General features: G+C 63.3%; 21 protein-coding genes and 2 pseudogenes. 11 read left to right on the forward strand and 12 right to left on the reverse strand.

All coding sequences use genetic code 11. The annotated features are described in order from the left end of the window. Nucleotides 1-13: 13 nt before the first annotated feature. The gene (locus tag NLM33_RS06515) at nucleotides 14-1,108 is read right to left on the reverse strand and encodes a lysine-2,3-aminomutase-like protein (RefSeq protein ID WP_254095286.1); all 1,095 of its coding nucleotides are present in this window, start codon (nucleotides 1,106-1,108) and stop codon (nucleotides 14-16) included. Beyond that, nucleotides 1,105-2,157, reverse strand: a complete 1,053-nt coding sequence (gene epmA / locus NLM33_RS06520) for an EF-P lysine aminoacylase EpmA (RefSeq protein WP_254095287.1) — start codon at nucleotides 2,155-2,157, stop codon at nucleotides 1,105-1,107. Before epmA ends, NLM33_RS06515 begins: the two co-directional genes overlap by 4 nt. A 162-nt stretch (nucleotides 2,158-2,319) precedes the next feature. Between epmA and efp the strand changes: the two genes are divergently transcribed. From efp to NLM33_RS06540, 4 genes are all read left to right on the forward strand, one after another. Next, entirely contained in the window at nucleotides 2,320-2,886 is a 567-nt protein-coding gene (gene efp, locus NLM33_RS06525) for an elongation factor P (protein WP_254095288.1), read from the forward strand. Between the two features lie 53 nt (nucleotides 2,887-2,939). Then, on the forward strand, nucleotides 2,940-4,547 hold the full coding sequence (locus tag NLM33_RS06530) for a M23 family peptidase (protein ID WP_254095289.1): 1,608 nt from the start codon (nucleotides 2,940-2,942) through the stop codon (nucleotides 4,545-4,547). 173 nt (nucleotides 4,548-4,720) lie between these two features. Beyond that, nucleotides 4,721-5,629 (forward strand): amino acid ABC transporter substrate-binding protein, encoded by a 909-nt coding sequence (locus NLM33_RS06535; RefSeq protein WP_254095290.1) that lies wholly within the window; start codon nucleotides 4,721-4,723, stop codon nucleotides 5,627-5,629. 28 nt (nucleotides 5,630-5,657) lie between these two features. Then, a complete protein-coding gene (locus NLM33_RS06540; protein ID WP_254095291.1) occupies nucleotides 5,658-5,798 on the forward strand; it encodes a hypothetical protein in 141 nt (46 codons plus the stop codon). A 269-nt stretch (nucleotides 5,799-6,067) separates the two neighbouring features. On the opposite strand, the gene NLM33_RS06545 is transcribed toward NLM33_RS06540, so the two are convergent. Beyond that, complete coding sequence (locus NLM33_RS06545) at nucleotides 6,068-6,577, reverse strand: cupin domain-containing protein (protein ID WP_254095292.1); 510 nt, start codon at nucleotides 6,575-6,577, stop codon at nucleotides 6,068-6,070. A 26-nt stretch (nucleotides 6,578-6,603) separates the two neighbouring features. Then, on the reverse strand, nucleotides 6,604-7,083 hold the full coding sequence (locus tag NLM33_RS06550) for a carboxymuconolactone decarboxylase family protein (protein ID WP_254095293.1): 480 nt from the start codon (nucleotides 7,081-7,083) through the stop codon (nucleotides 6,604-6,606). A gap of 56 nt (nucleotides 7,084-7,139) precedes the next feature. Between NLM33_RS06550 and NLM33_RS06555 the strand changes: the two genes are divergently transcribed. Continuing rightward, entirely contained in the window at nucleotides 7,140-7,640 is a 501-nt protein-coding gene (locus NLM33_RS06555; RefSeq protein WP_254095294.1) for a MarR family winged helix-turn-helix transcriptional regulator, read from the forward strand. On the opposite strand, the gene NLM33_RS06560 is transcribed toward NLM33_RS06555, so the two are convergent. Continuing rightward, entirely contained in the window at nucleotides 7,637-7,813 is a 177-nt protein-coding gene (locus NLM33_RS06560) for a hypothetical protein (protein WP_254095295.1), read from the reverse strand. The genes NLM33_RS06555 and NLM33_RS06560 overlap by 4 nt on opposite strands. Before the next feature lie 103 nt (nucleotides 7,814-7,916). Between NLM33_RS06560 and NLM33_RS06565 the strand changes: the two genes are divergently transcribed. Continuing rightward, nucleotides 7,917-9,143, forward strand: coding sequence for a lytic murein transglycosylase (locus NLM33_RS06565; protein ID WP_254095296.1), 1,227 nt, complete (start codon nucleotides 7,917-7,919; stop codon nucleotides 9,141-9,143). A 12-nt stretch (nucleotides 9,144-9,155) separates the two neighbouring features. Here the strand turns inward: NLM33_RS06565 and NLM33_RS06570 are convergent, their stop codons facing one another. From NLM33_RS06570 to recJ, 3 genes are all read right to left on the reverse strand, one after another. Then, nucleotides 9,156-9,947 (reverse strand): aldolase, encoded by a 792-nt coding sequence (locus tag NLM33_RS06570; protein WP_254095297.1) that lies wholly within the window; start codon nucleotides 9,945-9,947, stop codon nucleotides 9,156-9,158. Nucleotides 9,948-10,041: 94 nt separating this feature from the next. Next, nucleotides 10,042-10,851 (reverse strand): SDR family NAD(P)-dependent oxidoreductase, encoded by an 810-nt coding sequence (locus NLM33_RS06575; RefSeq protein WP_254095298.1) that lies wholly within the window; start codon nucleotides 10,849-10,851, stop codon nucleotides 10,042-10,044. Nucleotides 10,852-10,883: 32 nt separating this feature from the next. Then, on the reverse strand, nucleotides 10,884-12,725 hold the full coding sequence (gene recJ, locus NLM33_RS06580) for a single-stranded-DNA-specific exonuclease RecJ (protein ID WP_254095299.1): 1,842 nt from the start codon (nucleotides 12,723-12,725) through the stop codon (nucleotides 10,884-10,886). Between the two features lie 266 nt (nucleotides 12,726-12,991). Here recJ and NLM33_RS06585 point away from each other — a divergent pair, with 266 nt between their 5' ends. Together NLM33_RS06585 and NLM33_RS06590 are read left to right on the forward strand one after the other, a co-directional pair. After that, nucleotides 12,992-14,080: a methyl-accepting chemotaxis protein gene (locus NLM33_RS06585; protein ID WP_305880483.1), complete on the forward strand. Its 1,089-nt coding sequence runs from the start codon at nucleotides 12,992-12,994 to the stop codon at nucleotides 14,078-14,080. Between the two features lie 242 nt (nucleotides 14,081-14,322). After that, nucleotides 14,323-14,682 (forward strand): hypothetical protein, encoded by a 360-nt coding sequence (locus NLM33_RS06590; RefSeq protein ID WP_254095300.1) that lies wholly within the window; start codon nucleotides 14,323-14,325, stop codon nucleotides 14,680-14,682. Nucleotides 14,683-14,927: 245 nt separating this feature from the next. Here the strand turns inward: NLM33_RS06590 and NLM33_RS06595 are convergent. Beyond that, nucleotides 14,928-15,393: pseudogene (locus NLM33_RS06595) on the reverse strand (transposase); the annotation flags it as partial. Between the two features lie 560 nt (nucleotides 15,394-15,953). Here NLM33_RS06595 and NLM33_RS06600 point away from each other — a divergent pair. Next, nucleotides 15,954-16,979, forward strand: coding sequence for a transporter (locus NLM33_RS06600; RefSeq protein WP_254095301.1), 1,026 nt, complete (start codon nucleotides 15,954-15,956; stop codon nucleotides 16,977-16,979). Between the two features lie 231 nt (nucleotides 16,980-17,210). Here NLM33_RS06600 and NLM33_RS06605 read toward each other — a convergent pair whose 3' ends face one another. Continuing rightward, entirely contained in the window at nucleotides 17,211-19,688 is a 2,478-nt protein-coding gene (locus NLM33_RS06605) for an arylsulfatase (protein ID WP_254095302.1), read from the reverse strand. A 222-nt stretch (nucleotides 19,689-19,910) separates the two neighbouring features. Between NLM33_RS06605 and NLM33_RS06610 the strand changes: the two are divergent. After that, nucleotides 19,911-20,590, forward strand: a pseudogene (locus tag NLM33_RS06610) (IS5 family transposase). 38 nt (nucleotides 20,591-20,628) lie between these two features. On the opposite strand, the gene NLM33_RS06615 reads toward NLM33_RS06610, so the two are convergent. Together NLM33_RS06615 and NLM33_RS06620 are read right to left on the reverse strand one after the other, a co-directional pair. Further along, nucleotides 20,629-21,228: a hypothetical protein gene (locus NLM33_RS06615; protein ID WP_254095303.1), complete on the reverse strand. Its 600-nt coding sequence runs from the start codon at nucleotides 21,226-21,228 to the stop codon at nucleotides 20,629-20,631. A gap of 488 nt (nucleotides 21,229-21,716) precedes the next feature. After that, the gene (locus NLM33_RS06620; RefSeq protein WP_254095304.1) at nucleotides 21,717-22,118 is read right to left on the reverse strand and encodes an ASCH domain-containing protein; all 402 of its coding nucleotides are present in this window, start codon (nucleotides 22,116-22,118) and stop codon (nucleotides 21,717-21,719) included. 318 nt (nucleotides 22,119-22,436) lie between these two features. Here NLM33_RS06620 and NLM33_RS06625 point away from each other — a divergent pair, with 318 nt between their 5' ends. Beyond that, nucleotides 22,437-24,926: an arylsulfatase gene (locus NLM33_RS06625; RefSeq protein WP_254095305.1), complete on the forward strand. Its 2,490-nt coding sequence runs from the start codon at nucleotides 22,437-22,439 to the stop codon at nucleotides 24,924-24,926.

The following is a 24,926-nucleotide window of genomic DNA, read 5'->3' on the forward strand; positions in this document are numbered from 1 at the left end:
TCGTCTTATCCGCTCAGCTCTCGGGCGGATAGAGATGAACGTCGCCGCAATAGTCAACGATACGATAGCGCGTTTCCGACGCCGCATCACCTTTGGCGGGTGCGGTATTTTGCGCCGCCAACACGTAATTCGGCCCGACCGGCGATTTGCCGGCGCCACCGGGAAGATCGAGCACGAATTCCGGCTGGCACAGCCCCGACACCCGGCCGCGCAGCGCCCGCATCAATTCCTGCCCCTCCGCGAGCGTGGTGCGCAGATGCGCAGTCCCCGGCGCGAGGTCGCCGTGATGCAGATAGTAAGGCTTGATCCGGCATTCGACGAAAGCACGCATCAAATCCGACAGGGCGGCGACGTTGTCATTGACCCCGCGCAGCAACACGGACTGGCTCACCATGGGAATGCCGGCATCAACGAGGCGGGCGCAGACGGCGCGCGCCTTGTCCGTCAGCTCGCGGGCGTGGTTCGCATGCAACGCGACCCAGGTTGTAGCGCCCTTCACCTTCAAGGCGGCAACCATCTCGTCGCTGACACGATCGGGATCGGCCACCGGCACGCGGGTGTGCAGGCGGATGACCTTGACGTGGTCGATCCCGGCGAGATCGGCCATGATCTCGCCGATCCGCCGCGGCGACAGCATCAGGGGATCGCCGCCGGTGAGGATCACCTCCCAGATCTCGCTGTGCGCTCGGATATACGTGATTGCCGCGCGATAAGCGCTCTCCGACAGCGCGTTCTCCTTGCTCGGGCCAACCATCTCCCGGCGGAAGCAGAAGCGGCAATAGACCGCACAGACATGCACGAGCTTGAACAGCACCCGGTCGGGATAGCGATGCACGATGCCGGGGACCGGCGACCAGGCGTGATCGCCGATCGGATCGGCATCCTCGCCCGGCTGTACCTCTAGTTCCGCAGCATTCGGAACGAATTGCCGCGCGATGGGATCATCGGAATCGGAGCTGTCGATGAGGTCGATGAGCTCGGGCGTGATCGCGACCGCATAGCGCAAGGCGACGCGCTCGAGCGCCGCGAGCTCGGAGGCGGGCGCGAGGCCGCGCTCCACGAGCTCGGCCGGCTCGCGCAAGGTGCGTGCAAGATTGGTCTTCGTCATATCTCACCTTGAGGCGGCGTCCACACCACCTGATCAACCCGTAACGCGCCGCTCGCCAGCATCACCAGCCGGTCGAAGCCGAGCGCCACGCCGCTCGCCTCCGGCATCTGGCCGACGGCGGCGAGAAAATCCTCGTCCAGCGGATAGGCCTCACCATAGCGCCGCTGCTTCTCTGCCATCGACAATTGAAAGCGCCGGCGCTGCTCCTCGGCATCGGTCAATTCGCCAAAGCCGTTGGCAAGTTCCACACCGCAGGCATAGACCTCGAACCGCTCGGCCACCCGCGGATCGTCCACCTTCGCCCGGGCCAGCGCTGCCTCGGGAGATGGGTATTCGAACAAAATGGTCAAACGCCCCAGCCCCAGATGCGGCTCGACATGCTCGACCAGGATCTTGCTGAAGATGTCCGACCAGGTGTCGTCCTCCGTCACCCGCACCATCGTCCCGGCGACAGCGGCGAGCGCATCGCGGTCGCCCTCGTCGCCCGAAATGGTCGACAGTAGATCGATGCCTGCGAACTGCTCGAAAGCATGGGCAACCGTCAGAAGCTCCGGCTCCGCAAAGGGATCGGCGGTCCGGCCCCGGAACGAGAACTGGCCGATCCCGGTCGCCTGCGCGGCGTGGGCGATCACCACGATGCAGTCGGCCATGATGGTGTCATAGGGGGCGCCTGCGCGGTACCATTCCAGCATGGTGAATTCCGGCAGATGCAAGTCGCCCCGCTCCCTGTCGCGAAACACCCGCGCCAGCTCGAATATCCGGGGCTCCCCGGCCGCGAGCAGCTTCTTGCAGGCGAATTCCGGCGAAGTCCGTAAATACCGCGTCACCCGGCTGCCGTCAGGACGCATGATCCCGGTCCGGGGCGCATGCAGATGGGTCTCATTGCCCGGCGAGACCTGCAAAACCGAGGTTTCGACCTCGACAAAGCCCTGCTCGGCAAAGAAGGCCCGGACGGCCGCCGTGATCGCCCCCCTTGCCTGGAGGAACGGTCGCCGGTCGATGTGCCGGTTGGGTGCCCAGAACGGGCTGCTGGGCTTGTCCCCAACCATTAACGGACCGTCCCGGGCGGCAGCAAAACGCTGGCATCCAACGGCAAAATCAGTATGTTGCGGCCCGAAACGGGCGCCGAGGTCCGAGTCAAGGCCCCCAGTCCCCCATCAATTTGACCACGCCCTGGCCGGTGCCGGGCTAAGCAAGCAGGAAATACAGCTTTGAGAGTCATCGCCAGTTCTATTCGCAAGGGCAACGTGATCGAGCAAGACGGCAAGCTTTACGTCGTCGTGACCGCCGAGAACATCCATCCCGGCAAGGGCACTCCGGTCAGCCAGATCGAAATGCGCCGAATCAGCGACGGGGTAAAGATCTCGGAGCGGTACAAGACCACCGACCAGGTCGAGAAGGTCACGATCGAGGAGCGCAACTACACCTTCCTCTATGAGGATGGTGACGGCTATCACTTCATGAACCCCGAGACGTATGACCAGGTCCAGGTTTCCAAGGACATTATCGGCAGCTCGGCCGCCTATCTGCAGGAGAGCATGACCGTCAAGCTGTCCATGCACGACGCCAACCCGGTGTCGATCGCACTGCCGCAGCGCGTGACGCTGGAGGTGGTGGACACTGAGCCCGTGACCAAGGGCCAGACCGCCTCCTCCTCCTACAAGCCCGCAGTGCTCTCCAACGGCGTCCGCACCACCGTGCCGCCGCACATCTCGGTTGGCACCCGCGTCGTGGTGATGACGGAAGACGGTTCTTACGCCGAGCGCGCCAAGGACTAGGCAAAGCGACCGAGCGGTCGGAACAGGCAAGGTCGCCGGGGGGCGAGACAACAGTGGGCAGGCACAGGTTCCGCTTCGTCTCGTCTCTTCTCGGGTTGCTTACGCTTCTGGTCGCCGGCTCTGCGCCGCTGTCCGCGGACGAATTCCGCACCCCCTCGCTCACGGCCCTGCGCGTCGACTGGCGCGTGGCGCTCGACCAGCTCCGTAGCGAAATCAACGCGCATCCCGCAATCGCCGGTGACTTCGTGTTCACGCAGCGCCGTTCGGTCGGCCGCTTCGATCCCCGCGCGCTGCCGGCGCTGGTGCAGCTCAACGGGGTTTCCTCGCCATTCTTCTCGGGCATCGCGCGCAGTTCCGTTCCGGTGCTGCTGCCCTTCGACGCCGCCGCCTATCTCGACGCGCAGCGCAGCGCCGCGCCGGCGAACCTATCGCTTGCCCGCTACCAGTCCGACTTCAGCCCGGCCGACCTGTTCGATGCGGGCCCTGCTGGCTACGACGCCGTCTTCTCACTCGAGCCGGGCGCCGGCGACGGCCTGCCGCAACGGGTGTTCGCAAAGCCGGTGGAGGTCCAGATCACCGGCTCCGCGCTGATCTACGATCTTGCCGATCCCGCCGGCGGCAAGGGCGAGCCGGTCAAGTCGCTCGCAGGCCAATATCCGGATCTGCGCCGTTTTATCCGCGAAGGCTATGTGCGCTACGCCTTCAGTCGCTTCGGCGCCGCCTATGTCGTGTCGATCCAGTGCCTCGACAGCGTCGCGAAACCGCGGCGGCTCGCCTGCAAGGAGGCCTATCCGGTTGCCGAGCGGTTCCTGAAGGCGCTGCATGTGGCGGGGGGGCAGCGCATGCGTCCGTTGACGGACGTCGCCTCCGAAATGGTCGATCGGCCTTTGGGGCGATCGGCGGATTTCGGCTACCGGTCGAGCGGCGACATCATTCCCAACACCGGCTATCGCAAGCAGGCGGGCCATCCCGACGTCATGACCTACGCGCAGATTCGCTTTCCACTGGCGAAGGCGCCCGCTTTCGTCCGCTCGCAATCCTACGGCAAGCGCGACAAGACGGACGGTCCGACAGCCTATCCCTGGCGCGATAATTTCTGCGAGTCCCGCAGCTTCGAGGTCTGGCAGTGCCCGGGCGGCTATGGCCACCAGGGCGAGGACATCCGCGCCGCCGATTGCCCAGCGAACACTGACGCCGGCGAACGCTGCGACCCCAAGCAGCAGGGCGTCGTCGCCGTGCGCGACGCGACCGTGATCCGCGGGCCGAAGGACCAGGCCGCGACGCTCCAGGTCAACAGCCGCACCGAGCACATCCGCTTCCGCTACATGCACATGAACCCGTCCGCGTTGAACGCCGACGGTCTCGTCAACGGTCACGCCGTCAGCGAGGGCGAGAAGATCGGCGTGATCTCCAACTATCTCGACCATCCCGGCGGCACCTCGCTTCACCTGCATTTCGACGTCCAGGTGTTCACCCGGGACGGCTGGATCTGGGTCAACCCCTACGTCACCCTTGTCTCCGCCTATGAACGCCTGATCCGCGGCCGCGGCCGCGAGATTGGCCCGGAGGTCGCCGGCGCGGCACAACCGCTCGCGCACGCGCTGCCCGAGGATGCGGTCAAGCCGGACCAGCGCGAAGGCGCGAGCAGCGAGGAGAATTGAGGCGAGCGCGGCCGTCGACAGACGGCGCCCGCTCCGCCTCAGCGCCGTCGCTGCGAGCGACCGGACCTGGCCCCCTTCGGGATTCGCCCTATCTGGCCTCAGAATTGCTTGGCTGCTGGGCGGGCGCTGCAGCCGCGCGCGAGCGCCGCAGTTAAACGGAATAAGGGAAACACATGCGCTTTTTGACCACGGCGGCCGTGCTGGCCGTCGCGTTCGCCGCCCCTGCCGATGCGCAGGAACTGAGCGGCACGTTGAAGAAGATCAAGGACACCGGCGCGATCACGCTCGGGGTGCGCGACGCCGCACCGCCTTTCAGCTACATCGACGACCACCAGAAGACCGTCGGCTACGCGATCGACATCTGCATGAAGATCGTCGACGAGATCAAGGCCGAGCTCAAGCTGGACAAGCTCGAGGTCAATGAAAGCGTCGTCACCTCGTCCAGCCGCATTCCGCTGATGGCCAACGGCACCGTCGATCTCGAATGCGGCTCGACGACCAACAATGCCGAACGCCAGAAGCAGGTGTCATTCACCAACACGCATTTCCTCACGGCCAGCCGCTTCGTGTCCAAGAAGGCGCTGAAACTCGACCAGATCGACGACCTCAAGGGCAAGGCCGTCGTCTCAGTCTCGGGCTCGACCAATCTGGTCCAGCTCAACAAGGCCAATGCAGCCCGCTCGCTCGGCATCACTGTGATGAATGCCAAGGACACGCCGGAAGCGTTCCTGATGGTCGAGACCGACCGGGCCCAGGCTTTCGTCATGGACGACATCCAGCTCGCGGCCATGATAGCGTCCTCGAAGGACCCCTCGCTCTACGCCATCAGCTCCGGCGCCTTTTCCGATCCGGAGCCCTACGGCATCATGCTGCGCAAGGACGACGCGCCATTCAAGACGGTGGCCGATCGTGCGACTGCCAAGCTATACAAGAGCCCCGAGATCGCGAAGATCTACCACAAATGGTTCATGGAGCCAGTGCCGCCGCGCGGCCTGAACTTCCAAGTCCCGATGCCGGCCTCGATGAAGAAGTCCTTCGAAAACCCGTCCGACAACCCCGATCCTGCCTCGTACGGAGGTTGATCCCCGCTCGGGTCAACCGAAAGCAGACATGTTGTCCACCCACGTGCCTTCGGCCGCGCTGCGTCCGGAGGCACGAAGCATCACCTCGCCGATGCGCGATGCAGAGAACCGCGACGGTCCCATTGCATCAATAGCCCGCATGATGCTACCCGATCCCGACCAGCGTTGACGCAAGTTTCGGCATTCAATTTGCGCGACGCGCCGCGCGTTGGGCCTCCTGGCCGAGGGAACGTCGATGGCACGCAAAATGCTTTTCAGTTGCGATGTTTGCAATCTTCATCATCGCCGGCATCTTCAGCGCCGGAATGGCCACAGGCTACGGCATCCGGGACGCAATATCCCGGCACCGGCGCAGGAGGTCGAGGACGCTCGTTAGATCCGGAACCGCAGGCAAGGCGACACAATAGAGTCCGCTCGCACCATCCAGACCGGATCGCGCTACTCGATGAATGTCGTGAGCTGAGCGCCTTCATCCGCCACGAACACGGCGATCAGCTCCGCCGGCTCCGTGTTGCTCGCGTTCGCCGACACCAGATGCGTCGAGCCCGGCGGTTCGAAGAAGGATTGCCCGACCGTGAAGGTCTCGACCGGGCCGCCGCCGAGCTGGGAGCGGATCTCACCCTTGGTGATATAGGCGGTGACGGAGCCGGCGTGCCGGTGCGGCCGCGAGAAGCCGCCCGGGCCGTACGTGACGCGGACGATGGTAACGCGCTTGCCCGGTACATTCGGCAGCGCGTAGGAGCCGATCGGCTCGACCTTGTCGAGCGGCGATCCTTCCGCTGCGTTGGCGCAGAGCGGCGCCAGCGCGCCGGAGACGGTGTCTATCGTCACCGGCAGCGCCTTTCCGAGGGCCAGCGCACAGGCTAGACCCGCGACGATTGCGAGCGACAGCGGTCGTGATTGAAGCCGCCAGGGCGCGGCGGAAATGGCCGATATCGTTGACGACATCCTGTGTCCTCCCGAAGTGTGTGAGATCACGACGCCTTGGCATGCGCCACGGCCGGCCGCTGCGGCGGCGTCCAGCGATAGGCGACACCAAAGCGGTTCCAGACGTTGATCGAGGCAACCGCCGAGGTCAGGTACATCAGCTCCTTTTCGGAGAACTCGCGGCTCGCCTCGGCATAGACGTCGTCGCTGACCCCTTCCGGCAAGAAGGTCAGCGCCTCGGTCCAGGCGAGCGCGGCCCGCTCGCGCGCCGAAAAGATCGGAGCCTCGCGCCACACCGCGACGAGATTGAACTTGTCGACGGGCACGCCGAGCCGCTCGGACAGCAGGATGTGATGCTGCACGCAGAAAGCGCAGCCGTTGATCTGCGAGGCGCGCAGCTTGATCAGCTCGAGCAGCTGCTTGTCGAGACCGGCCTTGGCCGCAAGCTGGCCAAGCGCGAGCGTCAGGTCATAGGCATCGGGGGCAAGCGCCTTGAAGTCTTCATATTCGCTGCGGGCGTGTGACATGGACCTCACCTCGTGATATTGTAAGTGCACTTACAAGTTATCAGGGCTCTGATATTATGCGCAAGCCGCGCCAGATCACAAATACGCAACCGGAACGGACGGTCGCGCTGCCCGCCCCCGGCGAAGGCAAACGCGGCGAAGAGGGTTATCTCGGCTATCTCCTGCGCCAGGCCCAGGCCGCGGTGAGGCTCAGCATGGAACGGAGCCTCGCCGATCTCGGCGTCACGCCGCCGCAATTTGCCGTACTGACCATGCTGAAGGCCTATCCCGGCCTCTCCGGCGCCGAGGTCGCCCGACTAACCTTCCTGACGCCGCAGACCGTCGGCGTGATCATCGGCAATCTCGAACGCGACGGCGCGATCCGCAAGTCGCCACACCCCGTGCACGGCCGCATCCTGCAATGGACGCTGACGGCACGCGGCAAGACGCTTCTGAAGACGTGCCGGGAGCGTGTCCTCGCCCTGGAGCAGCGCCTGGCCGCGGGGCTCGACGCAAAGGCGGACGCCACCATCCGCCGCTGGTTGGCGCGGATCGCGGCGGAGTTGCAGGAGGACTAGTCGCCGCCCCAGTCGAAATCCGGGAAGTCCCCGCCGGTGCCGCGATGCCCGCGGCCAAGGGTTTCCGCGATAATCGCCACGATCACCGCAAACAGCCCGCCGGCAGAGAGCAACGGATTGGCGCGAATGAGGTCGAACAGCTCCTGCATGGCCGCCATTATGCGCGATGACATGCGAAAGTTCCGTAAACCGATGGACCGAAAGTCGCGCCTCCGGCTTCAGGTTTCACCGATGAGAGCGCCTGCGCGCCGCGATGCTTCCGGCTAAACTATCTGCATGAACCAGCCTGATTCCTTCCCCCATCCGACCCGCCGTGCGGCGCTGCAATCCCTGCTCGGCGCAGCCGCCCTCATCGCCTCGCCTGCCCTCGCGGCCACCCCGCCCGGCTTCGAGGAGTGGCGCGAGGGTTTTCGCGCTCGCGCGATGGCCAAAGGCATTTCCGCCGCCACCTGGCAGCGCGCGATGGCACGTATCGAGCCGGACTTGAGTGTGTTCAAGGAAATTCGCAACCAGCCGGAGTTCAACGAGCAGGTCTGGCAGTACATCAACCGCCGCGTCTCCGACTGGCGCATCATCAACGGCAAGGTCGCGCTGAAGAACAACGAGGCGCTGTTCGCACGCATCGAGCGTGATTTCGGCGTCGAGCGCGGTACGTTGCTCGCGCTGTGGGGCGTGGAATCCGCCTACGGCGATCCGCTGGTGCAGCAGAACCACATGAAGCCGGTATTTCCCTCGCTTGCCGCGCTCGCCTGGAACGAGCCGCGGCGAAAGGCCTATTGGGAGACCGAGTTGATCAACGCGCTGCGCATCGTCGACAAGGGCTGGAGCACGCCGGAGGAGATGCACGGCTCCTGGGCCGGCGCGATGGGGCATTCGCAGTGGATGCCGGAAGTCTGGCTCAATGTCGGCATCGACTATGACGGCGACGGCAAGGTCTCACCATTCGGCAAGCCCGACGATGCGCTGGGTTCGACGGCAAAATATCTCGTCAACCGCGGCAAGTGGCGTCGCGGCGAGCATTGGGGCTACGAGGTGCGCCCCCCCGGCAACATGAGCGGCGGTCGAACCTATGCGGCCTGGCAAGCCGCCGGCATCACGCGCGCCGACGGCCAGCCGTTTCCGCAACCCAATGCTTCGGCGCAGATGTGGACGCCGGTCGCGGGCGGCCCGACGTTCCTGCTGGGACCGAACTTCTATTCGGTGAAGAGCTACAATCCATCGATGAACTATGCGCTGGCGATCTGCCATCTCGGTGACCGCTGCCTGGGCGCGCCGCCCTTCATCCAGCCCTTCCCAGGCTCCGAGCGCGCGCTGACGCTCGCCGAGGTGCAGGAGATGCAGACGCGTTTGACGAAAGCCGGTTTCGACACCGGCGGCACAGACGGCCGCGTCGGCAACGACACCATGAAGGCGATCAAGGATTTTCAGCAGAGGGCCGGCATAACGCCCGCGGACGGTTATGGCGGGCTGAAGGTGCTGGCGAAGCTGCGGCAGGGCTCCTGAAGCGATCCCGCCTCAATGCCGGTATTGCGGCTCCTCAGCATCGAGCTGGCGGCGGATCGCGGCGAGATGCAGCCGCGCGGATTCGGAATCGCCCTCACGCATCTGCCTGTAGGTCGCGGCCGCAATCGCGGGATCGACTGGAAGCACCTTGCGCCCCGTCGACATCGCCAGCACCTGCACCGCGGCGGCGCGCTCGAGATAATAGAGATCGTCCCACGCCTCCGCGATGGTCGGGGCCAGCACCATCACACCGTGATGCTTCATGAAGACGATGTCGGCATCGCCAACGGCGGAGGCGATGCGCGCGCCCTCGCGATTGTCGAGCGCGAGGCCGTTGTAGTCGCGATCGACCACCGTGCGGCCATAGAATTTGAGCGCGGTCTGGCCGGCCCAGATCAGGGGATCACCCTCGGTCATCGACAGCGCCGTGGCATAGGGCATGTGGGTGTGGAAGGCGACTTTCGCGCGCGGCAGGCGCTTATGCATCTCGGCATGGATGTAGAAAGCGGTCGCCTCTGGCTGGCCGTCGCCGTCGAGCACGTTGCCGTGGAAGTCGCAGATCAGCAGTTTTGACGCTGTCAGTTCGCGGAAAGCGTAGCCGTAGGGATTGACGAGGAAGAGATCGTCATGGCCCGGCACCACTGCGGAGAAGTGATTGCAGATGCCCTCCTCAAAGCCGTTCCGCGCCGCCATCCGAAAGCACGCGGCGAGGTCCTCGCGCGCGGTGCGGATCGCATCGGTCGCGAGGTCCGGCCGGTTCGAGCGAACGGGCGCGGGCGCCTCGGAATGCAGACTATGGGCCATGGCAAAGACATCTCTTGAGCTAAGGTCGTTGCCCGGCTTGTACAGGGGCGAGACGCAGGCGTCAGCCCCTCGCCCCGCCACCCTGCCCTGCGCCTCACGCCCGCCGCGGTGCGCTGCCGGCGTTCATGCCGCCGTCGATGACAAGCTCGGTGCCGGTGACGTAGCGCGAGGCGTCGGAGGCGAGATAGAGCACGCTGGCGGCGATTTCCGCCGCATGGCCGGCGCGGCCGAGCGGGGTTGCGAGCCTGGCGCGCTCCTCGGGATCGATCGGCGCATTGCCCTGGTTGCCGGCGGCGCCCGTCGGGATCTTGCCCCAGATCGGCGTGTCGATGATGCCCGGATGCACGGAGTTGACGCGGATGCCGTCGCCGGCGCCGGCACATTCCATCGCGATCGATTTTGCGAACAACCGCACACCGCCTTTGGTGGCCGAATAGGCCGACAGCCCCGGCGCACCGCGCAGACCCGCGAGCGAGGACATCATGACGATCGAGCCGCCGCCAACTTTGCGCATCAACGGCAGGCAGTGCTTGACCGACAGAAACACGCCGTCGAGATTGACCGCATTCTGCTTGCGCCAGTCGGCGAGCGTCATGTCGACGATCGAGGGCACCGCGATGCCGATGCCGGCATTGGCGACCAGCACGTCGAGCCGGCCGTAGCGTTTTGCGGTCTCGGCTGCGATCTCCACCCAGCGCTCCTCGCTGGTAACGTCTTGCTCGAGGAAGATCGCCTTGCCTCCGGTTTTGGTGGTCCGTGCCACGACCTCGGGGCCGCGCAGATCATCGACGTCGGTTGCGATGACGGTTGCGCCCTCTTTCGCCAGCAACTCGACGACGGCTTCGCCGATGCCCGATGCGCCGCCCGTCACCAGCGCGACCTTGCCTTCCACCTGCCCTGTCATTTGCTCTCCCCTTTTTGTTGTTGATCTTACGCTTATCGGATGGTTTGTGGCCCCTGGTCGGGCAAGCCGACGTCGATCACGCGCAGTTGCACGCGCTCTACGCCCTGATAGCGGTCGAGCGACAGCGCGCCCGCGACATGCAGCTGCTGGCCGCGATTGGCGAGAAGCGCATTGCCGAGTTTCTGGCCGATGGAGCGAAACGCGATGCCGTTGACGATCGCGCCATCGCCCGACTTGAAGCGCAGCCGCAAATGCGCCTGCCCGACCTCGTCGGCATAGACGAGTTGATGTGCCGGCAGCGCCAGCACGGCTTCCGGATTGCCGCTGCCGAAGGGACCGGCGCGGTTCAGCGTCGTCGCGAGCTCCGGCGTCACCGCGCGCGCGGACACCGCGCCGTCGATGAAGAGCTCGTTGACGTGGCGCGCTTCCGCAACGTCGCGCGCGAGCGCACTTTCGAGGTAAGCGCGGAATTCGGCGAGCTTCTCCTTGCGAAGCGTGACGCCGGCGGCCATGGCGTGCCCACCGCCTTTGAGCAGAATGCCGTCGGCAACCGCCTGCCGCACCGCCTTGCCGAGATCGACGCCGGCGATCGAGCGGCCCGAGCCGGTGCCGATGCCGCCGGGCTCGAGCGCGATGGCGAACGCCGGCCGTGAAAACTTCTCCTTCAGCCGGGAGGCGACGAGGCCAACCACGCCGGGATGCCAGCCTTCGGAGGCCGTGACGATCACGCCGAGCTGGTCCTCGAGCCCGATCGATGCGAGCGCCTCGGCTTCGGCCTGGGCTTCGGCGGCCTGCTCGATGATGCGGCGCTCGCCGTTGAGGCGATCGAGCTCCGCCGCGATCCGTGCGGCCTCGACGCTGTCGCCTTCCAGCAGCAGCCGCACGCCGAGGTCGGCGCGGCCGATACGGCCGCCCGCGTTGATGCGCGGCCCCAGCATGAAGCCGAGATGCCAGGCCTCCGGAGGGCCGTTGAGCCGCGCGATGTCCATCAGCGCAGTGTGGCCGACATGGTCGCGCCGCCGCATCGCGATCAGCCCTTTTGCGACGAAGGCGCGGTTGAGCCCGATGAGCGGCGCCACATCGGCCACCGTGCCGAGCGCGACGTGATGCAGCATGCCCAGGAGATCGGGCTCGGGCATCCCAGAGGTCCAGAAGCCGCGCTGGCGCAGCTCGCGATTGACCGCGACCAGCGTGACCAGCACCAGCCCAACGGCGGCAAGATGGCCGAGGCCGGAGAGATCGTCGAGCCGGTTCGGATTGACCAACGCGTCGACCGCCGGCAGCTCCGTGCCGGCCTGATGGTGATCGATCACCACCACAGACATGCCGAGTCGTTTTGCTTCGGCGAGCGGCTCGATGCTGGTGGTGCCGCAATCGACGGTGACGAGCAGCGTCGCGCCCTTCGCAGCAAGCGCCCGCACCGCTTCCGTGTTCGGGCCGTAGCCTTCGAAAATGCGGTCGGGAATGTGGATCAGGGGATCGAGCCCGCAATGACGCAGATGCCAGGCGAGCAGCGCGGCCGAGGTCGCGCCGTCGACGTCGTAGTCGCCGAAGATCGCGACCTTCTCGCCCCGCACTGCTGCCTCTGCGATGCGCTTGGCGGCGGCCTCCATCTCCGTCACCGTAAACGGGTCCGGCAGCAGCTTGCGGATGGTCGGATCGAGGAAGTCGCTGACGGCGTCGATGTCGACTCCGCGCCCGGCCAGCACCCGCGCCAGCAGTTCCGGCAACTGGTAGCGCTGGACGATGGCGAGCGCCCTCGCCGCTCCGCGCCCGTCCAGCCGGTCACGCCAGAGCTTGTCGGTGAGTGAGCGCGCAACGCCGAGGAACGCCTGGGGCAGCTCGACGGGCAAGGCTGTGGCGGGCGGCGACATGATTCGAGGGCTTCGATGAGTTCAGATCAGACCGGTGGCCTCCGGCAGTCAGGATACCGCCGGGAAACGCGAGGCAATGCAATGTCCGGGCCGAACAAAGCGGTGGATTGCCGAAACCGTATGCGATCTGACTATCATTTGAGCAGCCGCCCCGACAGCAAATTAAGTGAGCGTTAGGCGGAATCTTCGAAAAAGGCTCGTATTCGATCTGTATTTCTGGTTCCGGGTCATTGCAGATCAGACTTCATTGCAAGGGAATCCCCTCGATGTCTGCTGCGCTGGCCATGAAGACCAAGCCGCTCCCCACCGGAACCAATCCTGAACCCGCCGACGACAATTCCGACATTTCCGCGCTGATCAACCGGCTGACGGCTGAGGTCAACCAGATCGCGGTCGACAAGACCAAGTCGATCCAGCAGATCACCAACCAGATGAAGATGCTGGCGCTGAACGCGCTGATCGAGAGCTCGCGCGCCGGCGCGCAAGGCGCCGGCTTCGCCGTAGTGGCACAGGAGGTGCGCGGCGTCGGCCAGCAGGTCGAGACCATCGCGCGCGAACTCGAGACACAGCTGACGAAACGAACCGGCGATCTGGTCTCCTCGATCGAGCGGATGAGCCAGCGCTCGCGCGGTGAGCGCATGATGGATCTGTCGCTCAACGCCATCGAGCTGATCGACCGCAACCTCTATGAACGCACCTGCGACGTGCGCTGGTGGGCGACCGACTCCGCCGTGGTCGACTGCGCCGCCTCCCCGAGCGCCGCGGCAGTTTCTCACGTCTCGCAGCGTCTTGGCGTCATCCTCGGCGCCTACACCGTCTATCTCGACCTCTGGCTCTGCGACCTCGATGGCAATATCATCGCCAACGGTCGCGCTGACCGCTTTCGCGTCGTCGGTCAGAACGTCGCCAATACCAGATGGTTTCGCGAGGCGCGCACCTTGCGTTCCGGCGACGATTACGTCGCCGGCGACGTCGAGAACCAGGCGCTGCTCGGCAATGCGCAGGTTGCGACCTATTGCGCCAGCGTGCGCGCGGGCGGCGAGGCCAACGGCGCGCCGATCGGCGTGCTCGCCATCCATTTCGACTGGGAGTCGCAGGCCCGCGCCATCGTGCAGGGCGTGCGCGTCGGCGACAGCGACAAGGCGCGTGTGCTGCTGGTCGACTCGAACTTTCGCGTCATCGCGGCCTCCGACGGCCAGGGCATCTTGTCAGAGCGTGTCTCGCTCGTGATGAACGGCCAGCGCTCCGGCTTTTATCACGACCGCACCGGCGACCTCGTCGCCTTCCACGCCACGCCGGGCTACGAAACTTACCGCGGCTTGGGCTGGTACGGCGTGATCATCTGCGGGGCGTGACTCGGCGAAGCAGAACGGCCAAAGCTCGGCCGGTTCGTTGCCCTGAACAAAAACTGCGAAAACAACCCCATGCAAAGTAGCCGGGGTTGCCGGTGGGATGCCCGCGCATTTCGGAAAAACGGTTGACACGTCGGGCAAATCAGGGGCAATAGTCGATCATCGCGAGATTTGCGGCAGGCTGCGAAGAGGCTTGCACTTCGATTTGAATCGCCTCCCCGCAACCCACTCGCTATGGTCTGCTGATGTCGCGCCTCGTGTGTCTGTCGATTGCTGTCGTTCTGTCGCTGCTGCCGGTCGTCGCGCCGGCTGCGCCCAATCACAAGCGGCCGGCGCCAGTCTGGCACGGCTACGGCTTCTTGCCAGGCTATCATCAGCCGCCGAGCAACAGCCTTCCACCTTATGCCCAGAAAGCCGCGGTGCGGCGCATGGCGCGCAACAACCGACGCCCCTGGTACATCGACCCGGTCCCCAGCTATTACGGATTTGACGGCAACTGGCACTATTTCGGCCGGCCCGGTTTTTATGACGGCCGCTACAACAACGGCAGCTTTGGCCCGTGCTGGACGCGGACACCGATCGGACCGATCTGGAATTGCGGCTGACTGCGCATTGCGCTCCGAGAAGTCGACTTACACGTGGAAGGTGCCTGTCGAGATCATCTTCGGGCCTTCGTCGCAGCGGCTTGCGATCGGCGACTGATGATCGAACCGCGAACGGCCTCTTCATCTTCAGTAGAGTTACGCCTCGCGTGTAGACCGGGCTCGTGACTCAAAGGCACAGGCAGATCCGGACGCTCAGCGAGGTTAGCTAGCACTACTTTGGCAGAATCTGTTTGTGCGGGGACTCTTCAAGGATTTGTTTTCTGCAGTACGGACACCACGGAGCCGGCGGCCGCAGGATGAGATCGACGATGGCGTGACGTACGGCGGGCATGGTTGGCTGAGGCGGAGGCCCGTTGATTCTTTTTTTCCGCCCCGCGTATGCGAGGCGACGATGTTGCAGGAAGGCGTAGGCAATCATTGTCGTCAGGGCATGGCGATGAAGACCCTGCCATGATCGCCCTTCGAAGTGATCAAGTCCAAGCTCCTCCTTCAACTGCTGATGCGCCTGCTCGCAAATCCATCTTGCCTTAATGGTGGCGGCCAGTGTGTGCGCAGATCCGTCGCCGCAGGGAGATTGGCGAGATAGTATTTCTTCTCCCCTGAGGCACGTTGCTCGCCAATGAGCCAAGCTTCGTCGCCCGGGAGATGCTGCTGACTTTTATCCCAAATCCGCTGCGGAGGGCCGTCGGCGGTGCGGACACGGAGCGGCGCGGGAGCGGACATCGCGGCACTTCGCCTTCGGGCCATAACCGGAAATCGCCCATAAGCTGGGCTCGCGTAGGCCGGTTGACAATCACGATCGCCACAAGTCTTTGGCTCGTGACGTTTTGGGCTACCGTCGCGCAGTCGCGCGACGGTACCGCGTCCTACTACGGTTAAGCTTTGCTGATCACGCCGGCGACCCCGAATGAGAACTCCGAGGTCGCAGTTTTAATGAGCTCAGTTGCTGCTGGGCAGCGAAATGTGGACGCCTTCCTTCGCTAGTTGGCCCCTGACCCACTGGAACTTCTGATCGTGATAAGACCGGTGTACCCGAGGCTCTGGAGCTTGCGCGGCGGGTAATCGACATAGCTCTCGGTTCTGAGAGGGGCCGCACGAAACGAGCAACATGCAACACTTCTCAATCGCCGATGTGGCCTTCACGCCACACGGCTCGGCAAACGCAATGGTCAACTAGAGCGCGCTCGCAGAAGGGTCTACGATAGCGCTGCTTGAACGGATGGAAGGCGAAGTGCCAGGGGGGCCCATCGAGAAGCAGGCAGGAGAGGGCCATGGGACAGGCCACGCATGGAAAAATCGCAGCGGTTGGGACCTTCTGCGCTGTCGCGCTGCTTGCAAACCCGCGAGCGGCCCTCGCTGATGTAGGTGGCCTCAGCTTTTGGTTTCCGGGGGCATTTGGCAGCCTCGTCGCAATTCCAGGCGTCCCGGGATGGGCGTACACGACGGTCTACGTCCATGCGCAGGAGAACGCCGGCGCAGGAAAGAATTTCGTCACCAGCGGGGGCCTACCTAGCTCCATTGTCACCGGTCTCAGTGCGCGTGCCGACGCCGTCGCGGAAGCTTTCACCTATACCTCTGCTATGCCGGTTCTCGGCGGCCAGGCGGCCTTCACCGTCGTGAGTGCTCTCGGCAATGTCAACGCCGGTATCAGCGCGACGCTGACCGGGCCACTGGGCAACGCCATCTCCGGGAACGCGAGCGACAATCGCACGACATTATCGGATGTGATCTATCAAGGAACTCTCAAATGGAACCAGGGTGTCCACAACGAAATGGTCTACTTCACGGGCAACATCCCGAGCGGCACTTACGATCCGCATCGCCTAGCCAATCTGAGCTTGGGATTCGTGGCATTCGATGCGGGCGCCGGCTACACCTACCTCGATCCAAAGTCGGGCCATGAGTTCTCTGTGGCCGGAGGGCTGACCTACAGCCTCATGAATCCTGATCTGCAGTACCAGAACGGCATCGACTTCCACCTCGACTGGGGCGCGTCACAGTTCATAAGCAAGAACGTCCATATTGGTCTGGTCGGTTATTTATTCCAGCAGCTCACGGGCGATAGCGGGCCGGGGGCGAAGCTCGGGCCATTCAAGACCAGCACGGTTGGAATCGGTCCGCAGATCGGTTTCATCATCCCGATATCCGAAGGCTATCAAGGCTATCTCAACCTGAAGGGATACAGGGATCTTGCCGTCGAGAACCGGCCCGAAGGCTGGACCGCATGGGTCACGTTCGCGATCTCCCCCGCGCCGCCGGAGTCCGGATCCTCGAAGCCAATCGTGCGAAAATACTGACCGGGATGTCGGCTTGGGTCAGACTCGGAAAGGCTCTTGCCGAGCATAACGAGTCCGCTTTACCCCGAACAGCCGACCTAAGAGCTGACGTCGCATAGGTCTGCGTCGGGCCAAAAGCCGACCAAGCCGGGCCATGGCGCGCGGTGATCATCGCCGTCACCACGCTACGACGCGCGGCTCACACAGACGCGAGGCCGCACATCTACTCTTTGCGCCCATCGAACTGTGTCGTCACTGCATCCGCAGCGCGAAATCCTTCTTTAGCTGTTCAAGTTCACCCCGCTTCTGGGGAGTGAGTCGGTCGGCTCCGAGATGGATGTCAACCTTATTGAGTGTGCCGCCAAACTTGAATGGCATCTTGGCGTCGTATTCGTCGATGACGGGGGACCCAGTGTCCTGGCCGACATCAAAACTCTCATCGAGCGAGAAGCGGAGCGGCTGGGTCAGCGTGATGCGGCCCTCGGCGACCTTCTGACCATCGACTGTGATCGTTCCTGTTCCAGGCTTGCCGGCACCACCGCCATCGTAGGCGAAGTTGAAAGCGATGGTATGCTTGCCCGCCGCGAGCGCGTCCTCGCTCGCGATACGAAACTTGTATTTATTCTGATTGGGATACTTATCGCCGTCCTGATTGGAGAAGGCATAAGCGAACATCGGCTTCCGGTCGAGGACGAGCAAACCCCAGCCGCCAAACCGCCCCCCTTGCGTCACGATCACGCCGTCAGCCTCGCCCTGCGGAATGTCCACTTCGGCCGTGATGCGGAATGACTTGTTCTTGATGTCCGGTGCGCTCGCTTCCGGGATGCGGATCGTGCCGGGGTAGTATGTAAAGTCAGTTCGCCCCCGATTCAGGTTCGGCCGACTGGCCGGATTCGCTCGGTCGGCGAAGCTGGAATCGATGGGGAGAACGTTGTAGCGCGCCGCCTCGATCAGGAAGCGTGCCTGCAAATCGGCGAGCTTCTTGGGATTATCGCTCGCCACGTTCTTGGCCTGGCTAAAGTCGTCGTTGACGTTGTACAGCTCCCACGGAAAGTCATCCGGGTCGGGTTCTGCTCCCGCTACGACCCACGGCAGACGTAGCGGCGTTGTGCTGGCAATCCAGCCGTCCTGGTACATTCCGCGGTTGGCCGCTATCTCGAAATACTGCGTCTTGTGCCGTGTCGGCGCCTTTGCGTCATCGAACGTGTAGACCATGCTGACGCCTTCAAGCGGCTTCTGTGGCGTGCCGTTGAGTACCAGCGGTGTCTGAATGTTTACGGCTTCCAGGATCGTCGGCGCGATGTCGATGACGTGGTGGAACTGAGAGCGGATTTCACCGTGAGTCTTGATCCGTTGCGGCCAGCTCATGCACATTCCGTTCCGCGTCCCCCCAAAATGCGAAGCGACTTGCTTGGTCCACTGGAACGGCGTGTCCATCGCGTGCGCCCAGCCGACAGGATAATGGTTGTAGGTCCGGTCGCTGCCGAGCAGATCCATCATCGACAACAGATAAGGAAGCGACTCCGGCTCCGGCGCCAACTCACCCATTTCGTTGGTCGTACCCTGCAGCGTGCCTTCGCCGCTCGCGCCGTTGTCGCCTTCGATGTAGATCACGAGCGTGTTGTCGAGCTGGCCCGACTGCTCCAGGGAATCGAGGAGGCGACCGATCTCATAGTCGGACTGGGCGACGGCGGCAGCATAAACCTCCATCATCCGTGCATAGACCTTCTTCTGATCCGCGTTTAGCGAATCCCACCCCGGTATCTGGGCAGGACGCTGTGTTAACACGGCGTTGGTAGGGATGATGTCGAGCCGCTTCTGGTTAACAAGCGTCTCCTCGCGCTGCTTGTCCCATCCCTGATCAAACTTGCCCTTGAACTTGGCGATCCATTCCTTGCTCGCATGATGCGGGGCATGACCGTTGCCCGGAGCGAAATATATCAGGAATGGATTGTCGGGTGCCACGGCATGTTGGTTCCGTATCCAGTCGATGGCCCGATCAGCCATGTCGTGGATCAGAATGTAGTTCGGATCGCCAAACGGCGGCAGAACAGGCTTGGTGTTCTCGAAAAGCGCGGGATGCCAATTATCCGTATCGCCGCCGAGGAAGCCGTAGAAATATTCAAAGCCGAGACCGCCCGCCCATTGATTGAATGGTCCAGCGGCGCTCTGCTGCCAGTCCGGGATCAGGTGGTGCTTGCCGAACCACGACGTGTTGTAGCCGTTGCCCAAGAGAATGTTGCCGATGGTGCCTGCGCTCTTGGGAATGATCGAATCGTAGCCGGGATAGCCGGTGGCAAACTCCGAGATGTTGCCGTAGCCGACGCTGTGATGGTTGCGCCCTGTGAGAAGTGCTGAACGAGTCGGCGAGCACAGTGCAGTAGTGTGGAACTGGTTGTAGCAAATTCCGTGCTGGTAAACTCGCTCAAGGCTCGGCGTCGGGATCGGACCGCCGAAGGTGCTGGCCGCACCGAAGCCGGTATCATCGGTCAAGATGAGCAGCACGTTTGGAGCGCCCTTGGGCGCCGTTATTGCGGGCGGATAATCCGGCTTTGATTCGCTGACCTTGCGTCCAATGACGCCGCTGAATGCCGGTTCGGGAACCGGAAGGATCGTCGAGCCTCCAGTCGGGGTCGACGCGTTTTGCGCAAGCGATAGGGTCCCCAATCCGATGCAGCTAGCCATCACTGCAATCGAAACGGTTTCAAGCAACTGGCTTTTGTGACGCATGGTCCCTCCCATACCGTTCGAGACCAATGTCACGCTCGGTAGGTCGCGCAAGCTGTTGATCTAGATCAACTGATGTCCGAGTTGGGTCACGAACGACAAAACCCAAAGTGAGCATAACGCGTCCGCTTCCGGGCGCATCGCGACCAAAAGCGCTCCTTGGCCGGGCATGTTGAGCCCACCTGCCGACGATAATTCAATCCCCCTAAATCGAGGGGCCGAATCATGCGCTACGAACTCACCGACAATGAGTGGTCTGCTATCAAGCCGACGCTGCCGAATAAGCCGCGCGGTATGCCACGAGTGAATGATCTTCGCGTCCTCAATGGCATCTTCTCGTACACCACCTGCTACAATCGCTTCGTTCGCTGGCGACGGGCGGGCGTGTGGGCCAAGCTTATGAGCGCACTGGCCGGCGTCCATGATGCCGCTGTGCAAATGATCGACACGTCTATTGTTCGCGTGCATCAGCATGGGGCGTGCATCACCAGGAATCGGCGGCAATCAATGGGGCGCTCGCGAAGTGGATTGGCCAGCAAGATTCATGCATTGGTCGATACCAATGGCCTGCCGGTACGGCTCGCGCTGGCAAACTCCTGTCTCGACTGAAGTCGAAAACGATGCTGCTGGCCGATCGTGGTTATGATGCGGACTGGATCAGGAGCCTTGCGGCCGAGAAGAGCGCATGGGCCAACATCCCGCCACGATGCAACCGCACCGAGTCTATCTGCTTCAGCCCGTATCTCTACCGGGCTCGGAACTTGGTCGAGCGCTTCTTCAACAAGATCAAGCACTGCCGCCGGGTTGCGACGCGCTATGACAAGCTCGCCGCCAACTGCCTTGCCTTCGTTCAACTCGCATCGATCAGACTATGGCTGCGCGCTAATGAGTCTGCGTCCTACTAATAACACCGGACGCGAAGGTCCCAATCCAATTGCCGGACCTATCGGACGGCCAGCACATCGCCCCGAAGGATTCGGCTCGAGCTTAGGAGGACAACCAAGCCCATCGCCATCAACAGCACGCCGAGCAAAGTTGCCGTCCATCCCGGCCCGTCCTCGTCCACCTTGGCGGCAAGAACTGCGACGCCCGGAGTTACCGGGGGGACAACCGCGTCGCCGTCGGCCGGCACAGCGGCCAAGAGCATCTCGACGTCGACTTGGTCCGCCTTGGGATTGAGAGCCGTGAGCCGATCGGCCGGGAGCTTGGCAATATCGGGGGCAGACGGTGCGCGCGCCGCGGCCGTCGTAGCGACAACGGGACTGGCATCGGCCACCTTGAATTCGGGCGCGGGCGGAGCTGGGCGGTTGGCGTCCGTCGGCGCGGAGGGCCGCAGCTCCGCATGCGCATCCGCAACCGCCTTTCGGCTGCGTGGGGTGGCCGCGCTTTTCTGCGAATCGGCGACATGTTTCGCGGCCTGATGGCGAACCGACTTCTTCCTGATCAGGGTGCCCTCCGCGGCCTGGAACCAGCATTTGCGGTGGCCGTCGAAGCGATAGACCCAATGCTGCCCCTCAGCGGCCGATGCGCCGGGCCGCGACACGCAATCCGTATTGGATGGAGCTGGCGGCGAGGCTTCCACCGGAGCGGTTTGGCCTAACAAGTCAGAGAAGGGATTCGAAAATGCAGGTGACGTCGATAGACCTGCGACAAGGAGAAAAGCAGCAGAGCAAGAAATTCGCAAATGACCGGACATGAAAACCCCCGGTGTTGCGCCCCCGCCCAGCACGACCTTTGGCTCCAACCTAGGTCGCAATGCGACTCAAATCCGGCAACGAGGAGGCTTCATTCCGCCTCAAAAACGAGATTTCCAGCGCGATTTCAGAGCTAGTCCTGCAGCCGCCCATGGTACATTGACCCGGTCCCAACTATTGCGGGTATGACGGCAACGGGCCCCTATTTCGGCCGCCCGGTTCTTATGACGGCCGCTACAACAACGGCAGCTATGGCCCGTGCTGGACGCGGACACCGATCGGACCGATCTGGAATTGCGGCTGATCAGCCTATTGCTCATCGAGCGCGTGATCGATCTCACGGATCGCCGAAAACATCGACCAGGCGAAAGCGCTCGCACATCAGCATCATGTCCTCGCTGAACCGGCCGAGGCGGCCGAAATAGGTCCGATGGGCACCGCGCCAATAAGCGAGGCTCCGATCGCCTTCCCCTTCATCGCAGGCAAAAGCGGCATCGACTTCATGGAAGCGCTGATACGTGACTTCGATGGTTTCGATGACACAGCGCGGTTCTCCGCGCCCGTCGAGCACGATCCAGCGCTCACCGGGCGTCGAGGTGTTCGGTTCGTCTTCCGTACTGCACGTTGCGGTCTTGATGCCGTTGATGACCAGTTCGAGCAATTCATCGGCGAGCGCGGGACCGTCGCCGAACGCGAATGTCCGCAAGTGTTGATACCGCTCGGGAACGAGCTTGCCCATTGGTGATCCGGTTCCTCGCACAACTACCGTCTTCGGCACGATGGCGGCGGATAGTCTAGCTGCCCGGGTTCGGCTCGCAACCTCTGCGCGACGTACTAAAGTCCCTCCGGGTCTTCGCGAAGCTCGGGACCGAAGTTTGGGACCGTCAATGCCCGATGATGTCATCCCACAACCGGCAGAGCGGAGGCCAAAGCAGATATTCGTTGATCTAGATCAAAAGTACCGGCCGAGTTCAAAATCTTCTTGGTGCGCCATCGCTGGCTAATGCACGCGAGCGCATCACCCTCGCGCGAGTCTCCTTACAACGGAGGGATCGAGATGCGCGAGACCGACAAGAAGGGCGCCCTTTCGTCTGCGGACAAAATTCAAATCAATCGCCGCCGGTTGCTCGGCTCGACCTCAATCCTGGCGGCATCGGCGCTCGCCTCGACTGCGCTCCCGCGCGTCGCGAACGCCGCGACCGACACCGTATTGCCGCGGCCGGAGCCGCCCTTTGCTGGAAAGATCGAGCGCACGGTCAAGGGCTCTACGCCTGATTTTCCAAAGGGCGTCGAAGCTCCTGCGGGCGCGCCCAACGTTCTCTTGATCCTGACGGACGACGTCGGCTTCGGCGCGACAAGCGTCTTTGGCGGACCGATCCAGACCCCCAATTTCCAACGCGTCGCCGACAACGGCCTTCGCTACAACATGTACCACACCACTGCGCTGTGCTCGCCGACACGAGCGGCGCTGATCACCGGCCGCAACCACCACTCGGTTGCCAGCGGCGTCATCACCGAGTTCGCGACCGGCTTTCCCGGCTACAATTCGCTGGTGCCGAAGAGCGCAGGCTCTGTAGGGGCCGTGCTACGGGAGAACGGCTACAACACGTCATGGTTCGGCAAGATGCATAATGTGCCGGACTGGATGTCCAGTCAGGCCGGCCCGTTCGATTTGTGGCCGAACGGCCTGGGCTTTGAGCACTTCTACGGATTCATCGGCGGTGACAGCGACCAGTGGCACCCGGCTCTCTATGAGAACATGACGCCGATCGAGCCCTATCTGGGCAATCCAAACTACATCCTGGATATTGATCTTGCCGACAAGGCGATTGCCTGGATGCGGATGCAACATGCGCTGGCGCCGACCAAGCCATGGCTGGTCTACTACGCGACCGGTACCGCTCATGCTCCGCATCACGCGCCGAAGGACTGGATCGCCAAATACAAGGGGCAGTTCGATCGAGGGTGGGACAAGGTGCGCGAGGAGACACTCGCCCGGCAGATCAAGCTCGGCGTTGTCCCCGCCAACACCAAGCTGACCGCACGCCCGGAACAGCTTCCGGCATGGGATTCTTTGTCGGCAGACCAGAAGCGCCTCTACGCGCGCATGATGGAGGTCTACGCGGGCGCCCTGTCACACGCCGACTACAACATCGGCCGTCTGCTCGACGCAGTCGAACAATCGGGCCAGATGGACAACACGCTCGTCATCTTCATGATGGGTGACAACGGCGCGAGCGCCGAAGGCAGCTTGCAGGGCACCACGAACGAGGTCGCCACCGCCGGCAACGGCGTGACGGAGAGCCTGCCCTTCCTGCTCTCGATGATCGACGAGTTGGGTGGGCCGCTGACCTACAACCACTACCCGGTCGGTTGGGCGCACGCCATGGACACGCCGATGCAATGGACGAAGCAGATTGCATCGCATCTTGGCGGTACCCGCAACGGCATGGTGATATCGTGGCCTGCTCGTATCAAGGACAAGGGCGGCTTGCGATCGCAGTTCTGCCACGTGATCGATATCGTGCCCACGATCTACGAGGCCGCGAAGATAACTCCCCCGGATATGCTGGATGGCGTGAAGCAGAAGCCGATAGACGGTGTGAGCTTCGTTTATACCTTCGAGGCCGCCGGGGCACAGCCGCAGCACACCGCGCAATACTTCGAGATGTTGGGGAACCGTGCGATCTACAAGGACGGCTGGATGGCGAGCACGACGCCGCTGCGCTTGCCCTGGGTGACCCTCGGAGCCGAACCCAATCCCGATGACTTCAAATGGGAGCTGTACAACATCGCCGAGGATTTCAGCCAGTCGAACAATCTGGCGGCAAAGTCGCCCGAGAAGCTCAAGGAACTACAGGACGCGTTCGACGTCGAGGCAAGGAAATACAACGTCTACCCGCTCGATTCGAGCTTCGCGTCGCGGGTTGATCCTGCCATCCGGCCAAGCCTCACGCGTGGCCGCAACGAATTTATCTACTATCCGGGCATGGTCCGAATCCCGGAGGGGTCGGCGCCGGACTTCAAGAACAAGTCGTGGACGATAGCCGCCGAGGTCGCGATCCCGCAGGGCGGCGCAAACGGCGTGTTGGCGACGATTGGAGGTCGCTTCGGCGGCTGGGCCCTGCTGCTGATGGACGGCAAGCCTGTCTTTGCCTACGCCCTTTCGAACCAGCCGGACCACAAGTTCAGGGTGGCCTCCGATCAGCGGCTCCCGGCAGGCAATCATGTCGTCCGCATCAAGTTCGAGTACGAAGGTGGCGGGATCGGCAAAGGAGCTAATGCCACGCTACTGGTGGACGAGAAGCAGGTGGCGCAAGGCCATATCCCACAGACGCTGCCCTGTCGCTTCTCACTCGATGAAACCTTCGACGTCGGGCAGGATACTGGAACTCCGGTTCTGGAGGAATATGCTGACAAGATGCCGTTCCCCTTTACCGGAACGCTCAAGCAATTCGTGGTCGTGCTGGAGCCGCAGAAGCTCAGCGAGGACGAGCGACGCCGACTTCAGGAGGCGCTGGCGAAGGCGATGGCCGCAGTGAATTGA

Source organism: Bradyrhizobium sp. CCGUVB1N3 (assembly GCF_024199925.1).
Lineage (GTDB): Bacteria > Pseudomonadota > Alphaproteobacteria > Rhizobiales > Xanthobacteraceae > Bradyrhizobium.